At 43.0% G+C, this 20,327-nt stretch carries 18 protein-coding genes; 8 read left to right on the top strand and 10 right to left on the bottom strand.

The window, feature by feature from the left end; all coding sequences use genetic code 11:
- Positions 1-69: 69 nt before the first annotated feature.
- From J3U64_RS09630 to def, 6 genes are all read right to left on the bottom strand, one after another.
- A complete protein-coding gene (locus J3U64_RS09630) occupies positions 70-1,341 on the bottom strand; it encodes a sigma-54-dependent transcriptional regulator (RefSeq protein ID WP_100141394.1) in 1,272 nt (423 codons plus the stop codon).
- Positions 1,328-3,430 carry a sensor histidine kinase gene (locus J3U64_RS09625; RefSeq protein WP_267409076.1) on the bottom strand — a complete coding sequence of 701 codons (2,103 nt, stop codon included), beginning with the start codon at positions 3,428-3,430 and terminating at the stop codon, positions 1,328-1,330. Before J3U64_RS09625 ends, J3U64_RS09630 begins: the two co-directional genes overlap by 14 nt.
- Positions 3,431-3,435: 5 nt before the next feature.
- Positions 3,436-4,032 (bottom strand): DUF4390 domain-containing protein, encoded by a 597-nt coding sequence (locus J3U64_RS09620; protein WP_100141460.1) that lies wholly within the window; start codon positions 4,030-4,032, stop codon positions 3,436-3,438.
- Positions 3,998-5,251 carry a 16S rRNA (cytosine(967)-C(5))-methyltransferase RsmB gene (gene rsmB, locus J3U64_RS09615; RefSeq protein ID WP_267409075.1) on the bottom strand — a complete coding sequence of 418 codons (1,254 nt, stop codon included), beginning with the start codon at positions 5,249-5,251 and terminating at the stop codon, positions 3,998-4,000. The genes J3U64_RS09620 and rsmB overlap by 35 nt, the downstream gene beginning before the upstream one ends.
- Positions 5,248-6,189, bottom strand: coding sequence for a methionyl-tRNA formyltransferase (fmt, locus tag J3U64_RS09610; RefSeq protein WP_267391900.1), 942 nt, complete (start codon positions 6,187-6,189; stop codon positions 5,248-5,250). The genes rsmB and fmt overlap by 4 nt, the downstream gene beginning before the upstream one ends.
- A gap of 75 nt (positions 6,190-6,264) precedes the next feature.
- Positions 6,265-6,768, bottom strand: a complete 504-nt coding sequence (def, locus tag J3U64_RS09605) for a peptide deformylase (RefSeq protein WP_100141390.1) — start codon at positions 6,766-6,768, stop codon at positions 6,265-6,267.
- A 157-nt stretch (positions 6,769-6,925) separates the two neighbouring features.
- On the opposite strand from def, the gene J3U64_RS09600 reads away from it, so the two are divergent.
- The 6 genes from J3U64_RS09600 (at position 6,926) to J3U64_RS09575 (ending at position 12,750) form a co-directional block, all read left to right on the top strand.
- On the top strand, positions 6,926-8,158 hold the full coding sequence (locus tag J3U64_RS09600; protein WP_100141389.1) for a LysM peptidoglycan-binding domain-containing protein: 1,233 nt from the start codon (positions 6,926-6,928) through the stop codon (positions 8,156-8,158).
- A 979-nt stretch (positions 8,159-9,137) separates the two neighbouring features.
- Positions 9,138-9,884, top strand: coding sequence for an MtnX-like HAD-IB family phosphatase (locus tag J3U64_RS09595; protein ID WP_267409074.1), 747 nt, complete (start codon positions 9,138-9,140; stop codon positions 9,882-9,884).
- 24 nt (positions 9,885-9,908) lie between these two features.
- Positions 9,909-10,730: an alpha/beta hydrolase gene (locus tag J3U64_RS09590; RefSeq protein ID WP_100141387.1), complete on the top strand. Its 822-nt coding sequence runs from the start codon at positions 9,909-9,911 to the stop codon at positions 10,728-10,730.
- Positions 10,731-10,762: 32 nt separating this feature from the next.
- Positions 10,763-11,119 carry an EamA family transporter gene (locus J3U64_RS09585; protein ID WP_100141386.1) on the top strand — a complete coding sequence of 119 codons (357 nt, stop codon included), beginning with the start codon at positions 10,763-10,765 and terminating at the stop codon, positions 11,117-11,119.
- Positions 11,119-11,526, top strand: a complete 408-nt coding sequence (locus J3U64_RS09580; RefSeq protein ID WP_100151964.1) for a DMT family transporter — start codon at positions 11,119-11,121, stop codon at positions 11,524-11,526. Before J3U64_RS09585 ends, J3U64_RS09580 begins: the two co-directional genes overlap by 1 nt.
- A 30-nt stretch (positions 11,527-11,556) precedes the next feature.
- Entirely contained in the window at positions 11,557-12,750 is a 1,194-nt protein-coding gene (locus J3U64_RS09575; protein WP_267409073.1) for a DegT/DnrJ/EryC1/StrS family aminotransferase, read from the top strand.
- Here the strand turns inward: J3U64_RS09575 and J3U64_RS09570 are convergent.
- The 3 genes from J3U64_RS09570 to J3U64_RS09560 are packed head-to-tail and all read right to left on the bottom strand — an operon-like array spanning position 12,726 to position 16,168.
- Positions 12,726-13,616 (bottom strand): arginase family protein, encoded by an 891-nt coding sequence (locus J3U64_RS09570; RefSeq protein WP_267409072.1) that lies wholly within the window; start codon positions 13,614-13,616, stop codon positions 12,726-12,728. The genes J3U64_RS09575 and J3U64_RS09570 overlap by 25 nt on opposite strands.
- Position 13,617: 1 nt before the next feature.
- Positions 13,618-14,697: a GNAT family N-acetyltransferase gene (locus tag J3U64_RS09565; protein WP_267409071.1), complete on the bottom strand. Its 1,080-nt coding sequence runs from the start codon at positions 14,695-14,697 to the stop codon at positions 13,618-13,620.
- Between the two features lie 55 nt (positions 14,698-14,752).
- Positions 14,753-16,168, bottom strand: coding sequence for an aspartate aminotransferase family protein (locus J3U64_RS09560; RefSeq protein WP_267409070.1), 1,416 nt, complete (start codon positions 16,166-16,168; stop codon positions 14,753-14,755).
- Positions 16,169-16,552: 384 nt separating this feature from the next.
- Between J3U64_RS09560 and J3U64_RS09555 the strand changes: the two genes are divergently transcribed.
- Together J3U64_RS09555 and ppk2 are read left to right on the top strand one after the other, a co-directional pair.
- Positions 16,553-17,752, top strand: coding sequence for an MFS transporter (locus J3U64_RS09555; protein ID WP_267409069.1), 1,200 nt, complete (start codon positions 16,553-16,555; stop codon positions 17,750-17,752).
- 169 nt (positions 17,753-17,921) lie between these two features.
- Positions 17,922-18,788 (top strand): polyphosphate kinase 2, encoded by an 867-nt coding sequence (ppk2, locus tag J3U64_RS09550; protein ID WP_100141380.1) that lies wholly within the window; start codon positions 17,922-17,924, stop codon positions 18,786-18,788.
- Between the two features lie 66 nt (positions 18,789-18,854).
- Here ppk2 and J3U64_RS09545 read toward each other — a convergent pair whose 3' ends face one another.
- Positions 18,855-19,580, bottom strand: a complete 726-nt coding sequence (locus J3U64_RS09545; RefSeq protein WP_267409068.1) for a 16S rRNA (uracil(1498)-N(3))-methyltransferase — start codon at positions 19,578-19,580, stop codon at positions 18,855-18,857.
- Positions 19,581-20,327: the final 747 nt, after the last annotated feature.

Raw genomic sequence — 20,327 nt, 5'->3', positions numbered from 1 at the left:
TTCGATGCTTATTATGAATATAATTCATAATCTATTGGTAATGGTTATATAAGTGGTTGCTCAACCGTTTTATTTTTCTGTTTGGCGCCGTGAAAACTGAATACCGAGCTGTTTCAATTTGCGATACAGGTGCGTACGCTCTAATCCGACTTTCTGAGCAACTTTGCTCATGTTATGGCCTTCCTGAGCAATATGGTATTCGAAGTAACGTCGTTCCAGATCTTCGCGCAATTCACGCAGTGGCATATCGAAATTGAAGCCCGTCATGTTTTCCTGCGGGTGATTATGCTTAAATTGGTTCAGTATGGTACTGATGGCATTTACATCGATTTCATTATTTTCTGCGGTCATCATCAGACTTTTGACGACACTGCGCAGTTGTTCTAAATTGCCCGGCCAGTCGTACTGGCGTAATTCATTCAGAGCTGCTGTGGTGAATTTTACCGGTGGAATTTTCTGACTTTCAGCCAGCTCGTTGGTAATTTGTTCAACTAGAAATACCATATCATCCAACTGTTGGCGTAAAGGTGGAATTGGCACTATTAAAGATGAAAGGGTATTGAGCAGTTTGTTGTCCTGTAACGGATCGGTAATCATTTCTTTGATGGGGCGGCTACACACGCATACGATACGGGCATTGTAGCGATCAGCTTTGGTCAGGATAAAGCCGATACTTTGCTGAGTGCTTTTGCCGTACTGGGCAATATCGCCCAGATAAAGAATGCCACCGGTGGCTTTTTGTAATAATTCTATCGGGGCGTCAACAATTTGTTCTACTTTGGATGGTTCTACCCAAGGCGTGGCATTTTTATGAAAAGAGCGGGCTACAAGCTCAAATGGAGAACCCAACTCACCAGTCAGTAACACTGGGGTGCTGAATTTTGCGATGCGTTCCAGTTGCTGATTTAATTCTTTAATCGCAGGGCTATGTCCAAGCTTGTCCAGAGATAGGTTGGAAGCTGCTTGCATTTGTCCGTATTTTAAAGCGCGGTCTACGGAGCTAAGCAGTTTTTGCAGGGAAATAGGTTTTTCCAGAAAATCAAGTGCACCGATTTTGGTAGCTTCTATAGCAGTATCGATACTGGCATGGCCGCTCATCATCACTACTGGCATGGTAAGCTGTCCCGATTTTGCCCATTCTTTTAGTAAAGTAATTCCATCACAGTCTGGCATCCAGATATCCAGTAACACCATAGCGGGACGGGTTTGCTGGCGTAATTGGCGGGCAGTATCGGCGTTTTCGGCCGTAGTGACGGTATAACCTTCATCTTGCAGGATTTCCGATAGTAAATCGCGGATACCTATTTCATCGTCAACAATTAAAATATCACTGCTTCGCATTTCTATTCACCTGTAATGGTAAGGTTATTTTGACACAAGCCAGTCCATTTTTCTGATTACTGATCTGGATTCGTCCGCCGTGTTCTTCAATGATTTTTTTGACTACTGGCAATCCCAGTCCGGTACCACCGGGTTTGTCCGTTACATATGGATCGAATGCATGTAATAACATCTCCTGACTGAATGTTTTACCATTGTTGCTCACATAGAAAAGGATATGTTCGTTATTTATTTCGGTTGTTACGCTGATATGGGGTAAAGCATCAGCGCTGGCAGCCTCCACGGCGTTTTTGAGCAGGTTGTGAATAACCTGACGTAAAGCGCCGCTATCGGCGTTAACATACATTACTATCTTACTCAAATTAACCGTAAATGTACAATTACTACCTTCATAAAGTACCAAAACCTCGCGAATTAGTTCATTTAAATCAAGGTTTGTGAATTTTAATGCCGGGGCATGTGCATAATTGCGGAATGCTTCAACCATGTCTTTCATGGCGGCTACTTGTCTAATAATAGTATTGGTGGCACGGTTGAGTATCTGTGCATCCGATTCATTAAGTTTATCACTGAGTTTCCAAGCCAGCCGCTCGGCTGAGAGCTGAATAGGCGTAAGTGGATTACGGATTTCATGTGCCAGCCGTTGTGCTACTTCGCCCCATGCAGCTTCTTTTTGGGCGCTTACCAGTGCAGTAACATCATCAAATACCAAAATAGTGCCGCCACCGCTGTCTTCCGGCAGTGGCGTAGCCTTACCCAGCAGTATCAAGGTTTCATCTTTGTGATTATAAGTGATTTGTACAGGTTTGTTTTGATGTTTTGTGGACAAAATCTGCCGAAATACATCGGCCAGCATAGCTGATTGCGGGTTTAGCTCGGACAGTTGATCTATATTTTGCCCTAGAATGGCATCTAGATTTTGTCCGAGGATATTTTCTGCCATCTGGTTGTAGGTAATCGGATGGTTATCAGCGTCAAGCGTGACTACGCCAGTGGTCAGACTGTTGAGAATATATTCCAAATAATGGCGTGCAGCTTCTTGCTGTTCACGTGAGTGTCGAAGCTGTACGGTCATGTGATTAAAGAGTCCGGTAAGCTTGCCTAGTTCATCATTGCGGTAAATGGTTTGCTGTACATTCAGATCACCTTTGGCTACGGCTCTGGCGCCATCTGCAAGAGAAAGAATCGGTGCTACAAACTGACGGGCAAAATACAATGCTACCAGTAAAGCCAAAACGATTGCCAGCAGGGTAGCCATCAGCAGAGTGGCCAGAAAAAAGGTTTGCAAGCTTTTTTTGGTAAAACTCAGTTCTCCGTATTTGGCGTGTGCGGCTTCGATTAAGGTAGCATCCCGCGCTACTTTGGCTGGAATAGGTTGGCGGAAAAACAGGGCTTTATCGTTGTTATGCCCCGGCAAAATCAGCCAGCCCTGTGCATAAAGTATATTGTTGATGCTTTCAATTTCGCGGATTGAACCCGTGCTATGCAGATGGGACAAAAGATTTGGATTGAGTTCTGGTGCGGGCAGGTGCTTGGGGTTGTATTCGGCAACTAGTTGGCCGTTATGCAGATTGCGAATATTGAGTTGGCTAAACTGTTTATTCTGACCATAAGTTTGTAAAATCGGTAAAACTGGGCTTTGCAATCCATTGGCTGCTATTAATGCAATTTGGATATTGACGGCGCGTCGCACGCTGTTATCTAATTCATAATCCAGAGCCGATTTACTCAAACTAATACTGCGGTTAAGGGCTTCTTCGGTATCGTTACCAAACCATGAATGTATGCTGTGAGAGATGAATTGTGCAGAAACGCCAAACAGAAACAGGCCAGGGAGAACAGCCACCAATGTAAACATTAATGCCAGACGCATAGCAATTTTGGAACCAAACTCCTGCCGGTGCCGACTTTGTAAAAGTTTCCACCAGTAAGAAGCAGCCACAACGGCCAGTGTCAGTACAAGTAAGGAAGCAAATCCGAATGCGAACCAGAAATACTGTGATAAGAAGCCAGTATTACCGGTGGCGACAGCCAGAACATACAGAGTCACTACACAGAGTACTGCCATGACCAGAAGTAGCCGTCTCATATTAATTAATCCGCGTTGATAACCAGACGATGCCAGCCGGAATCTAGTTGCCAGTTATGAGAAGTTAGAGCATTGATTTGGAAAGGTTTCGGTAATTGGCTGATGCTCAAACTAAGGCGGACATCAGCTCGTACTTCTCCGGCTGATACGCCACTGAGTGTGCCACTACTGAGAACACGCCAGTTTGCAGCTGCACCAATGGCTTTAAGTGCTGTTTCCAAACTATTGTATTCGGTAGAGAACGTTGACCCCATGCTGACTCGATAGCGATTGGTCAGAGGATGATATGCGAGCTTGTACTGGATAAGATTATCACCTGCAATCAGATTGTTAATCCGGTTGCGGTAGGAGGCAAGAGTAGGAGCGGTGAGCTGGTAGTTGAGATCGAAGTTTAAAGGAACGCCTTGCGTCAGTGCCTGTTTGAGCTGATCGGGCAGCTGGGTGTTAAAACGGGTATTGATGGAAAGCTGGCCATTGGGAGTAATATAGGCCTGAGCACGCGTGGTGCTTATGCCTTCTGCCTGTGCCAGAGTGATGCTCAGGCAGAGCAGACAGGCAAAAAATAGACTAAATTTTATCGATAAGCGCGTAAAAAAAGCCATCTTGTCTGCTGTTCGGTAACAATACACGTGACAGACGCTCTCGGGCGTCGGAATGTCGGGTTAAAAAACGGGCCAGTTGCTGCTGATTTTCCTCGACAAAAATCGAACAAGTGGCCAATAGCATGCGTCCGCCAGATTTTAATGTCAGCCACAAATTATCCAATAAAGCCTGCTGCTGTAAGGCTGTTTTTTGGCCATCTTGTGGCTGACGCAGCCATTTGATATCCGGATGACGTTTTACTACACCGGAAGCGGTACAGGGTACATCGGCCAAAATGGCATCAAAAGTGTTGTTATCATACCATGAGTGCAGCTCTTTTGCGTCGGCACAATGCAGCTGTGCCTGTTGCTGAAGACGTTGCAGATTATCCTTTACTCGCTGCAAACGCTGAGAATCAATATCTAGTGCTGTGACTTCGCATTCTGCCCATTCAAGTATATGTCCGGTTTTACCACCCGGGGCGGCACAGGCATCCAAAATGCGTTCGCCATTCTGTGGATTCAGCAATGGAATAGCCTGCTGTGCTCCATAATCCTGTACGGAAACCAGACCATCTGCAAAGCCTGGTAGTTTTTGCACAGTTATAGGCTGTTGCAACATGATGCTATGCGTATCTAAAATTTTTGCCGGTATGTCGGCTTTAACCAGTTCGTTCAAATATTGTTCAGCATCGGTAACACGGCGGTTTACGCGCAGGGTCATGGGTGGGCGTTGCTGCATGGCCGTAGCTATATTATGCCAATGTTGAGGATAGTGTTTTTTCAGGTAATTTAACCACCACGCTGGCAGATTGTAGCGTGCTTCTTCCTGCTTGTTGGTGGTGGCTATAAGCGTTTCACGCTCGCGCAGAAAACGCCGGAGTAAAGCATTAACCAGCTTCTGATAGCGGCCGCCGTTGATCTGACGAGCATTATTCACTGCTTCATTGACCACTGCATGAGTAGCGTTACGACTGAAATTTAGCTGATACAAGGCAATGATAAGCAGATGATTGATCTCATTAGGCGGAAATGATTTTGTCATTTTTCGTACTAGCTGCTGCAGTAAACCTAAATACCGCAAGCTGCCGTGACTTAAATCTTGCAATGCACCTTTGTCTGCTGGAGACAGTTCACTATGCTGCTGTATAAGCTGAGTCAGTACTTCACTTAAATTACGACCGCTTAATACTTCTCCTAAGGAGTAGGCTGCCAACTGTTGAGCTCGTGCCATGCTCATGCACTGATCTCCGCTGAGTCCAATCTGCTACCCTCTGGTAAGGTATGTCCACTCTGAAATGAAGCTACAGACATGGCTTTACTGCCTGCCTTCTGAATTTCCTGAATGCTGATGGCGCCTGTGCCACAGGCAATAATCAGTTCATGTTCGTTGCTATGCAAGACAGTACCTGCCGCACCAGAATGTGCGGTGATGTTTGCCTGCCAGATTTTTAGTGGTTTATCTTGCCAGATAGTCCAAGCTCCGGGTACGGGGTTAAAGGCACGAATTTTGCGGACAATTTCAGTAGCCGGTTGACACCAATCGATTTGTGCCTCTGCTTTGGTTAATTTCTGGGCATAGGTAACACCCGTCTCACTCTGAGGAATAGCTTGTAAACGCTCAATCTGTCGTAAATCAGCAACAATCGCAGTGGCACCTAAATGCATTAAAGCATCGTGTACGTTAGCTGCCGTATCATCAGCACCTATAGTGTAAGTATGGCGGCTGATTATCGCACCGGTATCCAGACCAGCATCCATTTGCATGATACAGACGCCGGTTTCTTTATCGCCAGCTTCGATGGCGCGCTGGATGGGCGCCGCACCGCGCCATCGTGGTAAAAGAGAAGCATGAATATTTAGACAACCGTACTTAGGTATTTCCAATACAGCCTGCGGCAGTATTAATCCGTAAGCTGCTACAACCATCACATCTGCATTCTGTTCCTGTAATATGGTCTGTGCTTCCGCCGTCTTAAGTGTTGCAGGCTGAAGAACGTTAAGTCCATGTGTCAAGGCAGCTTTTTTTACCGCGCTTGGTTGTAGTTTCAATCCGCGGCCACTGGGACGATCTGGCTGGGTTAAAACCAATGGCACTTCAAAACCGGCAGCAACGATGGCATTAAGTGCGGCTGCGGCAAAATCAGGAGTACCAGCAAATATTACAGAAGGCTTCATACAACAAATCCACAATGCATCACCGCAAGTATTTATTACTGGCGATACAGTTAACAGGTCAGACAAAAGGTCAAATTACATTTTTTCGCGGGCGCGTTTTTTCAGTTTGGTTTTTATGCGATTCTGTTTTAATGGCGACAGATATTCGACAAATACTTTACCAGCAAGGTGATCAAGCTCATGCTGGATACAGATGGCCAGCAAGCCGTCTGCTTCCAGAGTAAACTTTTCACCGTGCTCATTATATGCTTCAACCGAGATACGTTCAGAGCGGTGTACCATTTCATAAATGCCGGGTACAGAAAGACAGCCTTCTTCATATTCGGTATCACCCTCACGGGCAGTTATTACCGGATTAATGAAGACTCTGAGTTCATTACGTTCTTCGGAGAGATCCATCACTACTACACGTTCATGAACATTTACCTGAGTGGCAGCCAACCCGATTCCTCTGGCCTGATACATGGTCTCGGCCATATCCTGCACTAGTGTGCGGATTCTGTCATCAAATTGAGTCACAGACTGCGCAACAGTATGTAAACGCTCATCAGGATATTGTAAAATGTTTAATAGAGCCATTATGTGTTTAATTCCTTGTTCAATCTGACCTGTTTACATGATGGCAAAACTGGATTTTTAAAGATTGTTGATATAGATTCAGGTAAACTGGCACTTATATCCATACTATGTCATATAACAACTATTTAAAACAGTAATTTCCCTAAGGATACTTTACATGCATAAACATATTATAACTCTGCTGTGTACACTGAGTATGGCCATATCCGCACCTGTGATGGCAAAACTGAAAATTCGTCCAGATGCACCAGCGCAATATGTAGTCAAAAACGGCGATACACTGTGGAGCATATCCGGTAAGTATCTTTATAGCCCATGGCAATGGCCCAAGCTCTGGGGCTCCAATCGTAGTCAAATCCATAATCCGCAAAGGATTTATCCAGGGCAGGTATTGTCTTTGCGCTATGTAGATGGTCAGCCCCGTCTTGGCTTTGATAACAGTGCAGGAATTCCAACGATTAAGTTGGAGCCGAAAATTCGTAATCTGTCTTCTGGTTATGGAATCAGTACTATAGATGTTGATTTTTTCAGAATGTTTATGCAGCATCCGCAGGTCATTGATAAGGAGGAGACCAGAAATGCACCACGATTAGCTGCGGGACCGGAAAACAGAATATTGTTTTCTAAAGGGGATAGAGTTTATGCAGATCGCCAACTTGAACCAGGCCGCTATCTGGTTTATCGCATTGAACAGAATGTTACCGACCCAGATACGCATAAATATCTTGGTCAGCTAGTACGCTTTAGCGGTGAAGTTGCTACTTTAGCGGGACAAAACAGTGCTCTGAACGAGCGAAGCCCAGATGAAGCTGCCAACTTACCCAAAGATGAATATTATACACGTGTGAATCCATTGATTAAATTACCAACACGTACCGCACAGCCAATGGTTGTGACTAATATTGCATCTGAAATCAATAAGGGCGATTATCTGTTAAAAATTACAGATGAGCATGATCCGTTTCAAATGATGCCTCATGCACCTAATACTCAGGTTAAAGGCAAAATTGTGTCTGTAATGGATGGCATACAGGAAGCTGGCCCTTATCAGACAATTACTATTAATTTGGGTAAAAATGACGGTATAGATAAAGGCACTGTATTGAGTTTGTATACTAAAAGTCGTCAGTTTAAAGCAGGATTTTCGACAGATTCAAAATCATCACGCAACGTATTTAAATATTTAAGTATTCCTGCTGAGGAGGTTGGTCTGGCAATGGTTTACCGTGTGAGTGATAATTTATCTTCTGCATTGATTATCAGTGCATCTAATGCAGTTCAAATAGGTGATCTGGTAATGAATCCTGGACATGATATGGATGATGTCCGTCCTGAGTCAGCACATGTATTCGGTTTGCAAAATGCTGAACCTAAAATGACTGACGATTAAAGACCTATATAATGCAGATTCTTCAGAAGATTGCATATAATCAAATATGATCATAAAGAAAAGTGCGGAATATCCATTTCGCACTTTTTCTGCTTTATGCGGATAGATGAATAAATATGTAAATCAGATATATAGATTTTTCGTGCTGATAAATCATTCTCATACTACGAAATAGAAATTTATCAGTTATTTGCCAATTTGTCTTTGTCGATCAAACCGTTCAAATCTTTTTTCACATTTTAAAAATTTTTCTGTTTGAATTATTTCGTGAAACAAGCCAATTAGCAAGAAATCCATTTATTTTTCTAAAATCTGTTTGACCTTTAATACTAATCCAATTCCCTATATGGGAAATGATATTGCAATTCGCTTCAATAAAATGATTTTATGCTGACCAATGCATTAATAACTTATTTTGTAAAAATAATATAATTTAATCAATTATTTGTTCTTTGATATTGCAAAAATAACAATTGATATTATTTCGAGTCACAATTTTCAATGATAATTTTATAGATACATTAATTACGTAGGTTTGATTTCTGGATGAAATGTTTTAGAATACCCAGTTTATTTGCCAAATATTTCTCAAATATTTCTCAAATATTTCAGTAATCTGAATAGAAGTGTGTCTGATAAGTGCGGGAATTGGGCTGAATGTATAGTGGATAAATACAATCTACTGTCAGAGTTATAGCATATTTCTGCAATTATTTCTGTGGGCAATGGAATGTTGCTGTGAAGCTTTATTTGAAATAAATATTAAGTAAATCAGTCGATTTTGATTTTAGTTGCCTTAATCTCAGGTTGGTAAATCAGGATTGTTGCTGCTTGCATAAATAGTAGCAGCGTGACTATGTTAAACCGGACGTGCTGGTTATGCTTTTTGCACGATTGTATTTAATCAATTTAAATAACCCACCCTTTATCCCTTTTACAATACTAGCCTGTTTCGTTTGTAATTTATACACGGAATGATATGAGTTGTTTTACACCCATTGTTGAAAATAAGACTGGTCTGAAATCTTTATTTCAGGCAACTGATTTGTATCAGTATACTGTATTGTGTGATTTTGACGGTACCATCAGTGAGAAAGATGTTACTGATACATTGCTTGAACATTTTGGTAACGATACATGTATCCAATTGGAGAAGCAATGGCAGGAAGGCATGATTGGTTCGCGAGAATGCATGCGTCAGCAGATTGCTAATATGGACGCCAGTCTGTCCGAGCTGGACAATGTACTCACAACAATCCGCATTGATCCGGCTTTCAGCAAGTTTATTCATTTAGCTCGTAACATGCATTTGAATGTGCATATCGTCAGTGATGGGTTGGATTATGCTATTCGGTCAATTCTGAATCGCTATGGCTATGATTTTCTTCCTGTTTATGCCAACCGATTATTACATAATCAACAGCGGGGTTGGCAGCTGGAATTTCCTTATGCTAATGAGCACTGCCTCAAAGCCAGTGGAAATTGCAAATGTCAACATCGTCAGAAATTGTTTGGTTTTCAGAAAGTTTTTTATGTCGGCGATGGTACTTCGGATTTTTGTGTGGCCGATAAAGTCGATCTGGTTTTTGCCAAGGATAAACTGATTGATTTCTGTCAGCAGCGGGGTATCCAGTACTATCCGATTCAGGATTTTGGTGATGTTGCAGCTATTCTGCCTAATTTGATTGAAGAACCGGTAGAAAATTATTGCCTGTCTCCAGCCTAAAGTATCATCCGCCGATTTGTTATTATGATTCAAGATTCCTCCTATTTTTTACCCGGTAATCACAATGGTGTGCTACTCATCCATGGTTTGACCGGCACGCCGAATGAAATGCGTATTCTGGCTAAAGGATTGCATCAGGCCGGCTTTACTGTCTATGCTATGCAGCTAGCGGGACATTGTGGTGATGAAGCTGATTTATGTCAGACTAGCTGGCGTGACTGGTATGCTAGTGTGCAGGAAGCCGCTCAGTTTTTACGGGAGCGTGTTGATAACCTGTTTGTTGCGGGATTATCCATGGGTGCATTGCTGGCTTTGAAGCTGGCCGCTGATCAGCCCGAGCTAGTAAAAGGAGTTGGCGTCTATGGAGTGACGTTCAGCTATGATGGCTGGTCTATTCCGTTATGGGCAAAACAGCTTTTTGTTCTGCTGCCTGTTTTAAAAAAACTGCATTTATTCCAAAAAACTTCATTTATCGAAAAGCCACCGTACGGTCTGAAGGATGAACGTATCCGTGCCACGGTCGCTGCTAGTATGTTCAGTGGTGACAGTGCTAGTGCCGGTTTAGCAGGTAACCCGTTTCCTGCTCTGGCAGAAATGCAAGCGTTGGCCAAACTGATGCGTCAGCAGCTTTCACAGGTAAAAGCACCCTGTTTGATTATGCATTCAGGTCATGATGATATTGCCAATATCAACACCAATGCGCGACTAGTGGAAAAACACGTAAGTGGTCCTACGCGATTTGTAGTGCTTGATGACAGCTATCATCTAATTACTATAGACAGGCAGCGGCGGGAAGTAATTAATCAATCAGTAGCTTTCTTTGAAAATATTGCTCAATCAGCTTAAAAAGTTTTTCCTGTTACAGAAAGAATGATTGTATGTCCCTGATTGTTTTTGTGCTGTGGTTTGCCAATATCTGTTTTGATACCCTTGGTCAAACAGCATTTAAATATGCAGCCATCGCACCTAATAACCGCGATGGTTGGTATTACTGGATTGATTTGTTTTGTAATTATTGGCTGTGGATTGGTATTGGTTCCTATGTAGCCGAATTTTTATTATGGCTGGCGTTTTTAAGTCAGGTACCATTATCACAGGGTATATTGCTTGGCTCAATTAATATTATTGTGCTGATGCTGGTAGGACGTCTTCTGTTTCAGGAAAAGCTCACCCGCTTCCGGCTTCTTGGCATGTTCTGTATCACCATTGGTGTAGTGCTGGTAGGAGCTTCATAATGCGTAAATTTTATTTAATCGGCTTTGCACTTTTATTATTATTTGACACTCTGGGACAGAGCAGTTTTAAACTCACAGCTATTCATGCACAGCCACTTGAAGCCAATCTGGGTTGGATATTAAGGGTCTTTACCCAGCCTTGGGTCTATATTGCTATTGCTGGCTATATCGGTGCTTTTTTTACTTGGATGGCCTTACTGAAAAAGGCGCCGGTCGGCCCAGCTTTTGCCGCTTCGCATCTGGAAGTGGTAACAGTCATGCTGGTTTCGGCTTTTCTATTTCATGAACATATTACGGCCATACGCATTATTGGTGCAGTATTTATTGTGGGTGGTATCATCTTTCTGGCGTTGGCAGAAAAAGAAATTGTCCAGAATGAAAATCGTCACGATGATGAAACCTGTTGACTGTTTCAGGTCTAAATTTTAGTGCCGTTTATGTTTAACTATTATGAAAATCCGCCTACAGCTGGCTTACCGCTACAATGGCGGGACTGGCTGCCGGTAAAATCATCGTTGGCCGACAAAGTAAGCGCACGCTTTAACTTGCCACCATTACAACTAACCTGTTCAGGTACGGCAGCGCTGGTGATAGCGTTAACTACACTAGCGCATCAACAGCCTGAGCGTAAAATCGTAATCGTACCTGCTTATACTTGTCCATTGGTAGCATTAGCTATCCATCATTGTGGTTTGCAGATACAGCTTTGCGATTTAAAACCCAACAGTATTGATTTGGAGACCGCGCACTTAACTAATTTATTGAATGAAAAAGTGCTGGCGGTCATTCCAACTCATCTGGGCGGGCGGGTCTCTGATGTAGCTAGTGTTAAAAAGTTAGCCCAATTTCAACAGATAGCTGTAATCGAAGATGCTGCGCAGGCTCTGGGCGCAGAAGTCGGTCAATACGGTGATGTGGTTCTCTTCAGTTTGGCTGCCGGTAAAGGTTTGACCATGTATGAGGGCGGATTAGTTACCGCCCCCGAAACTCAATTGCGCAGGAGCTTACAGAAAACTGCCAATAAACTGTTACCACACCGTTTTAAATGGGAATTTCTGCGTACACTACAACTATTCGGCTATACAGCCTTATATCATCCTACCGGTCTGCATTTTGTCTATGGCCGCGGCCGGCGCAAAGCTTTGCGTCAGCAGCAATGGATTGCAGCAGTAGGCGATGATTTTGATTTCGACATTCCTATGCATCGGGTAGGCCATATACGGCAGCATGTTGCCACCAATGCCTTCCAGCGATTACCGGCATTTTTGCAAACATTACACCTACAAGCGCAACAGAGGATTCAGCAGTTGCAGAAAATCAGCGCTATACAAGTTATTGTTGATCATTATGGTCAGGGAGTGTGGCCATTTTTAATGGTGTTAGTGCCGACTAATCAACAGCGTGATGCTATTTTAAAAGAGTTATGGACTAGCCCCTTGGGCGTAACCCGCTTATTTATCCATACACTGGCGCAGTACGATTACCTAAAGCCGATTGTACCAAAGGAATCCACACCCAATGCTGAAGATTTTGCGGCTCGTATGTTAACCATTACCAATAGCCCTTGGCTGACAGATGCGCAATTTGAGCAAATTTGTGCAGTTATTCAGCGTGTGGTTTGCGGGTGGTGAACTAAGGCTGAGAGTAACTGCTGATTGACAGCATGGTGCTGTTGCTGCCATGCAGATAGCGTGGCTTCCGGAATTGGTTCCTGTTTATCCATAGCACTGAGCATACGTTTAAGCCAGCTTGTATATTCCCATTGTGAAACTTCGCCAGTAATATCACTACCAATAATGCGTTGATTTAGCGAATTTATTACGGACAATAAATGATTAAGCTGCATACGTCCCTGATCCCAGTTAGTCTGCACCACATCCTTAGCTAGCACATCCTTATCAATAGAAACATATACTGGTCTGTTATTTCGTTGCTGTGCTTGAATAAAACCACTAACCAGCTCTTCCGGGGATGCAAAACTATGAAAAGCATGGCTCAAACCGATTTTTTGGGCCCAGCCAATTTTTACATCCATATTCCAGTAGGTAAGTTTGCCCTGAAATAATGGAGCTAGCCGGTTTTCCCAGCTATGAGCAAAGCCAATATCTTTGGAAGTAATACCTAGCACATGCACATGGCTGACAAAAGGCAATTGCGCCACATAGCTCACCCAGGAACCACAATGAATCCCGAACAGATAGCGCATGTTGTCTGGATGGTTATCAAAAATAACCACTTCTATCGGTTTTGTAGCAGTAAAATATTGTTGTAAACGTTTTATAAGCAACAGCGAAACATGATGATAATCACCGCTGCCCATCAAAACTGTGCCATAGTGTTCCGGTAACTTTTGCTCGAGTTCTTGCTTCAGCTGGCTGAAGCGAGCGTGCGAACATCCAAAACGAATAGCCTCCTGCCATTGCCCTAGCTCAATTCTGACAGCATCGGGTATAGTGCCAGTGCTGTTGTCAAAATCCAGAATAACCGTTTTATTCATACTATCTGCCGTCCTGATTATCCTGCTTATGCGCTTCCTGCCAGTTTTTATCTTGCTCAAAACGACTACTGAGTTTACTAAGCAAAGCACGCAAAACGGGGTTGCGGACATACACCATGTGTTTGGTAAAAGTAAACTGAGCGCCTAAAGAAGCCTTAACCTGCGGATCTGTCCAGCCGGCTATATAAAACTTCAAACCTTGCTGTCTCGCATACTCCAGATTGTAAAACCAGCTTAGATAATACAGATTCAGTTCGCGTGCCAACGGATAAGCAAAACCAATATATTTATCCACCAGCATATTATTGAGCACAAAGCAAATATTGTAGCCAACCATTTGCTGCTGATAATGATAAGTGAAAATTCTGGCCTGATTATTACCGTCCTGAAGCAACCTACGGAAAAAATCCCGCGTTAGCAAATCAAAATGTACATCACTTTGATTGTAAACATTTAAATACAGCTGATAATACTGCTCTAAAACTACTTCATCTTGAAAGCAAACATCTCCACTATGCAAACAGCTTATTTTAACTAGAGTTTGAGTTTTCAGCTTACGGCGAAAATTTTTACGTCGTTGATAGGATAAGCGCCCTAGATATTCATTAATATTTTGAAAATCAATCGGCACCCAAGCTAGCGCCTGACCTTCCACTTCGATAAAACCTCGTTGCTTCAAAGTCAGAATCAGCTCGTTTGCATACTCATTTGCTTCTTTATTTAATAATGGTGATTGTTGAGGAATATCTTTCACAATCAGCAGCGGATATTTTTTGCCATAACTTTGTAATATTTCTGTTGCCAGTTGATGAGCCGGTTGTTGTGGTGAAAACAGAGCATACTCAGATACTGTTGTTCCGATAAAACAGGTAAGAGGGTGTAGAAAACGCTGCCACCAATCAAAAAAAGGCCAATGCCGTATCTTCTGTTGAAAATCGGTATCAGCAGTCGTGAGCAAATCAAAGCGTGTCGCAAAAGCAGGCACGCCATTTGATAGTTGCCACGCGCTGAAATTGAGTGGTGGACAGGCCAGAAATGTTTCCACCAGCTCGTCCGGTTCCAGTTGACTTAGATATTTCATATAATCTCAGAGGGCAGCCAGCTAAACCGATTGCTGAGCTGCCGTATACCGTAGCTTAAACGTTCAGCTCTTTTTTAGCCCGCGTAATCAATTGATCCAGCAACTCAATGCCCTGATCGATTTCCGCTCTGGTAATATGTAATGACGGTGCAAAAGTAATTACATTCTTATAATAACCACCGATGTCCAGTACCAGACCCATTTTCTGACCGTGCCAGTCCAGATCACCAGACATACCGATGTCGACCATCTTATCTACCAAAGCCTTATTCGGGGTGAAGCCATCTTCAGTACAGATTTCTGCCCGTAGAGCCAAACCCAGACCATCTACTTCACCGATTTCTTTATGGCGTTGTTCCAGCGTTTTCAGGCCTTCAAGGAAGTAAGCTCCACTTTCCATCACCATTTTTTCATAATCAACTTCCGCCATCATCTTGAATACTTCAAGGCCAACAGCCGTACCCAAAGGATTAGAGGCAAAAGTTGAATGTGTAGAACCAGCCGGAAATACTTGCGGATTAATCAATTCTTCCCGCGCCCACAAACCACCCAGCGGATTCATACCATTTGTGAGAGCCTTAGCAAATACCAGCATATCAGGCTTAACATCAAAGTGCTCGATTGACCACAACTTACCTGTACGGTAAAAGCCCATCTGAATTTCATCCACCACCAGCAAAATTCCATACTGGTCCAAAACTTTTTTCAGACCTTTAAAATAATTTCGTGGTGGCACAATATAACCGCCCGTACCTTGCAGCGGTTCCACATAAAAAGCCGCATATTCAGCCTGGCCTGCTTTCGGATCCCATACACCATGGTATTCCGTTTCAAACAAGCGAGCAAAATCAGCCACTAGATGTTCACCATATTCCTCAGCCGTCATTCCTTTAGGACGGCGAAACGGATAGGGAAACGGAATAAACATCGCGCGATCACCAAAGTGTCCGTAGCGGCGGCGATAACGGAAGCTGGAAGTAATCGAAGAAGCACCCAGCGTACGGCCGTGATAGCCACCTTCAAACGCAAACATCAGCGAACGGCCCTCACAAGCATTACGAATGATTTTCAGTGAATCTTCAATACACTGAGAACCACCAACGTTAAAATGTACCCGTCCATCATGTCCAAACTTGCGTTTCATATCCAGAGCAATGGTTTTAGCCAGCTCAATCTTGGTAGGATGCAGATACTGACTAGCACACTGCGGCAAACTGTCTACCTGTTGTTTCAGTACCTTATTCAATCGCTCATTGGCATAACCGAAATTGCAGGCCGAATACCACATCTGTAAATCCAAATACGGCTTACCATCCTTATCGTACATGTAGCTGCCTTCACAGCCATCAAAAATTTTCGGTGGATTAACATAATGAACCGTATCACCGAAAGAGCAATACTTAGCCTCATCAGCCAGCAACTGCGCATCATCCAGACGATTTTCAAGGGTTTGAGCACTGGGCTTACTCATCATTCATTCCAATCAAATAAAATTAAACAGTATATAAAAAGTACACGATTAAACTTATTATATCCTGCTATAGCAACGTAACTGTAAGAAACAATGGCTTCCTAACCCTAAAAAAACAATAACAATCGCAAATTAAATTATCTTTGCATTAAAATAAATATTTCCAACACCACAAAACAGCGTACAAAATGGTTGCAACAGCATAAAAATTACTCAAAAACATCATCGCATTTTCTGCCTCATAACCATTACACCAACCCATTCAAAAAATGCCAAGAAATTTCAGAAGAAATCCGTATTTTTACTTATGATTCTCAATCAGTTAGACTAAAACAAATCAACCATACAACAAATTCAGCAAGATCAATACTGAACCACATACCTATGAATACAGAACTCAACCGCATTCTACATCCCCGCTGGCTCCTGTTTGCCCTTGCCGTTGGCGGCTTTGCCATCGGTACCACTGAATTTGCTACCATGAGCGTATTACCTTACATTGCCAGCGGACTGAACATCAGCGAACCCACGGCCGGTCACCTAATCAGTATCTATGCACTTGGTGTCGTTGTAGGCGCACCCGTAATAGCTATATTTGGCGCTCGGTTCAGCAGGCGAAGCCTACTACTGGTGCTCATGGCTTTTTTCTCTCTGGCTCATCTGGGTACCATGCTTGCTCCTGATTACAAAAGCATGATGCTGTTTCGCTTTTTAAGTGGCTTGCCGCATGGCGCCTACTTTGGCGTAGGTGCGTTGGTTGCCGCAGCCATGGTGCAGCCGGATAAGCGTACACAAGCAGTCGGATTAATGATGATTGGCTTAACCATAGCCACTACTGTTGGCGTACCCTTAAGCAGCTGGCTGGCACAGGCCTTAGGTTGGCGTGTCGTTTTTTTAATCGTAGCTATACTGGCAGCCATCACCGTTATCCTTGTAGCCGTTTTTCTACCACCTCACTGTATGCAAGGTGGAGACAGCAGTGCGGTGCGCGAACTAGGTGCACTGACTAACCGGCAGATATGGCTGACTCTTGCCATAGGCGCCATAGGATTTGGCGGCATGTTCGGCATCTACGCCTATATGGCCTCAACTCTCGAAAACATCACAGGCATGTCACCCCGAAACGTACCATTAGTTATGTGTCTCTACGGCGTAGGCATGACCATTGGCAATATCATCGTACCGCGGCTAGTAGGCCGCCACGTCATGACTGGCCTTGCATGGTTACTCGTTTGGTCTGCAGCCATGTTAGCCTTGTATCCTTTTGCCGTGCATTATCCCTACTGGGTATGTATACAGGTTATCCTGATAGGTATGAGCGGTGCCGTTGGTACCTTGCTGCAAATCCGCCTTATGGATGTAGCCAAAGATGCCCAAACATTGGCCGCAGCATTAAATCACAGCGCCTTTAACGCTGCCAATGCACTAGGCCCTTATCTTGGAGGACTGACCATAGCTGCTGGCTGGGGTTGGACCAGCACAGCATGGGTTGGCGTCACGCTGGCGATCATTGGTTTGATTGTGTGGTGGATTACCGTACGAGATGAACAGCGCATAAAGATTAAAAATGATAATGGCAACTGATTAAGTGGATTCTAATAAAGTTTGAAATGAAGGCTAAGCTGATATAAACAAACATATAAGATGTTAATGTAAAAATGCGTAACTAAAGTTGCAAACAATTGTTAATATTAATATTCTGTGTTTAACAGTAAAATTTATTTAACTATTAACAAACATCAAAGGGGTAATCATGATAGACAAACAACAACCACTAACCGATGCACTCAATATAAATCAGCCTCAACCTCAAAATGACGGCCGAATTGACAAAAAGCACAAACAAAAAAAACTTACCAAAAAGAAATACTACAAAGAACTGGAAAAATTACAGGGAGAGATGGTTGCCCTACAAGAATGGGTAAAAGAATCCGGCCAAAAAGTATGCATCATTTTTGAAGGTCGTGACGGAGCAGGTAAAGGAGGCGCCATCAAAGCACTTACCGAAAGAGTCAGCCCGCGCATATTTCAGGTAGTAGCTCTTCCTGCGCCCAGTGAGCGCCAGAAAAGCCAGATGTACATGCAGCGCTATATTCCACATTTACCCGCTGCCGGAGAAGTCGTTATTTTCGACCGCAGCTGGTACAACCGTGCCGGTGTTGAACGCGTAATGGGATTCTGCACCGAACAGGAAAGTAAAGAGTTTCTAGAAATCATTCCGTTTATGGAAAAAGCCATCATCAATTCCGGCATCATCCTGCTCAAATATTGGCTTGAAGTAAACATGAAAGAACAAGAAAAACGCATGCTTGGTCGCATAAACGACCCGCGTAAAATCTGGAAATTGTCACCCATGGACATCAAATCCTACAGCCGCTGGTACGATTATTCCCGCGCACGCGACGAAATGATCATGACCACTGATACCTCATGGGCACCGTGGTATATCGTAGATTCCAACGACAAAAAAAAGGCTCGGCTCAACATCATTGAACACGTCCTTAGCGAAATTCCGTATAAAAAAACACCGCGCAAAAAAGTCGAATTACCTAAACGACAGGATAAAGGCGATTACCAAGAACCCAACTATCCTTATCGTTACATACCTGAAAAATACTAAACATAATATCAGCCAGTTGCTAAAACAAACTGGCTGAATTTTTCAAGCTGACAAAGCTAATTCCCTTTACCTACGGAAATCCCCCCATAATGCCTGCATAGCCGCCAGTGCCGCCAGAGAAGCCGTTTCCGTACGTAATACTCGCGGTCCTAAGCTGAATGCCGAAAACCCATACCGAGTCGCTTGTTCTTCCTCAGATGCGCTCAACCCACCTTCAGGACCAATTAACAACGTCACCGCATGGGGCTGAGAAAATTCATTCAAAGCCAGCGGCCTACGCAAACTCATTAGCAGCTTCAAATCAGCATCAGCCACATCTTTCAATGCACTGGCTAAATCCATAATAGGCCTAATTTCCGGCACAACAGTTCGCCCGCATTGCTCACATGCTGCAATGGCAATATCCTGCCAACGTTCCCGCTTTTTCGTTGCCCGTTCACCACCTAAGCGCTGACTGCTTCGTTCAGACAATACCGGCTGAATCACAGACACCCCAAGTTCTACGCTTTTCTGAATCGTCATATCCATCCGCTCACTGCTCGACACTGATTGCAGCAGTGTGGTTGTCAAAGAAGACTCAACCTTAACGGTTTTACAGTCATGAATCATTACATCCACATTTTTCTTGCCCATAGACATAATCTCAGCCACATATACCAGACCTTGACCATTAAACAACTCAATCAGCTCTCCCGGCTGACAGCGTAAAACTTGTACATGGCGAGCAGTCGCATCAGGTAAAGAAAAAGCATTTACTTCACACAATTCTGCAGGAACATAAAAACGAGGCATAATCGTAAAATCACTATAAATAAAGAATAGCGCCAGCTACAATAACAAATTATAAGCTTAAATCATAAGCACAAATATCGACCAGCACACAATAACAAGAATCAAACACAATAATAAGAACTCATAAGAGCTAAATAGCAAGATATTAAAAAATAAATTACAACAAATAAAAATAATTAATCTATGACTCGTGAATAGCACATTCAGGGTACTTTGCTTGAAAAATAACAAAAACATCAAATAACAAAATAAACTATACCTTTCAAACATGCATATCCCGCACTATTGGATCTGTTTATCCCTTTTCCTTAAACTTAAAAGCATTAAATCTGAATCATAAAATAAGTGGTAATAAAGGAAACATCATCAATAAATTAAAATAATAAAAAAGAAAGAGCCCACCCAATAATTACCTAACTCAGCAAGTGCAACAAAAGCAGTAAAGCCTTCTTATCGTCAAAAGAGTTACTTAAAATTGCAAAAAAATCCGACCCATTTACTGAACCAATTGCAGCACGGATTTGGATAAAGTTAAAGAAAGCTTATATGGGTAACACAGACGATATCTCAGTTAAATAACAAAATTAATGCAGTAAAAAGTCATCAAAAGGGTGAAATAGCGACGAAGAACTAAATTAGGATCAAACCAAGGGTGATGGCGAAAAAAATAAATCTTATTAGAACAGAGGTTTGGTGGATTGTATAAAAATAAGAGGAGGAAGTAGTTGACAGGGTGGATGTAGGGGC

Source organism: Snodgrassella sp. B3800 (genome assembly GCF_026535865.1).
Classification (GTDB): domain Bacteria; phylum Pseudomonadota; class Gammaproteobacteria; order Burkholderiales; family Neisseriaceae; genus Snodgrassella; species Snodgrassella alvi_E.
Note: the sequence above shows the minus strand (reverse complement) of the source record. Positions and strands in the feature narration are given on the sequence as shown.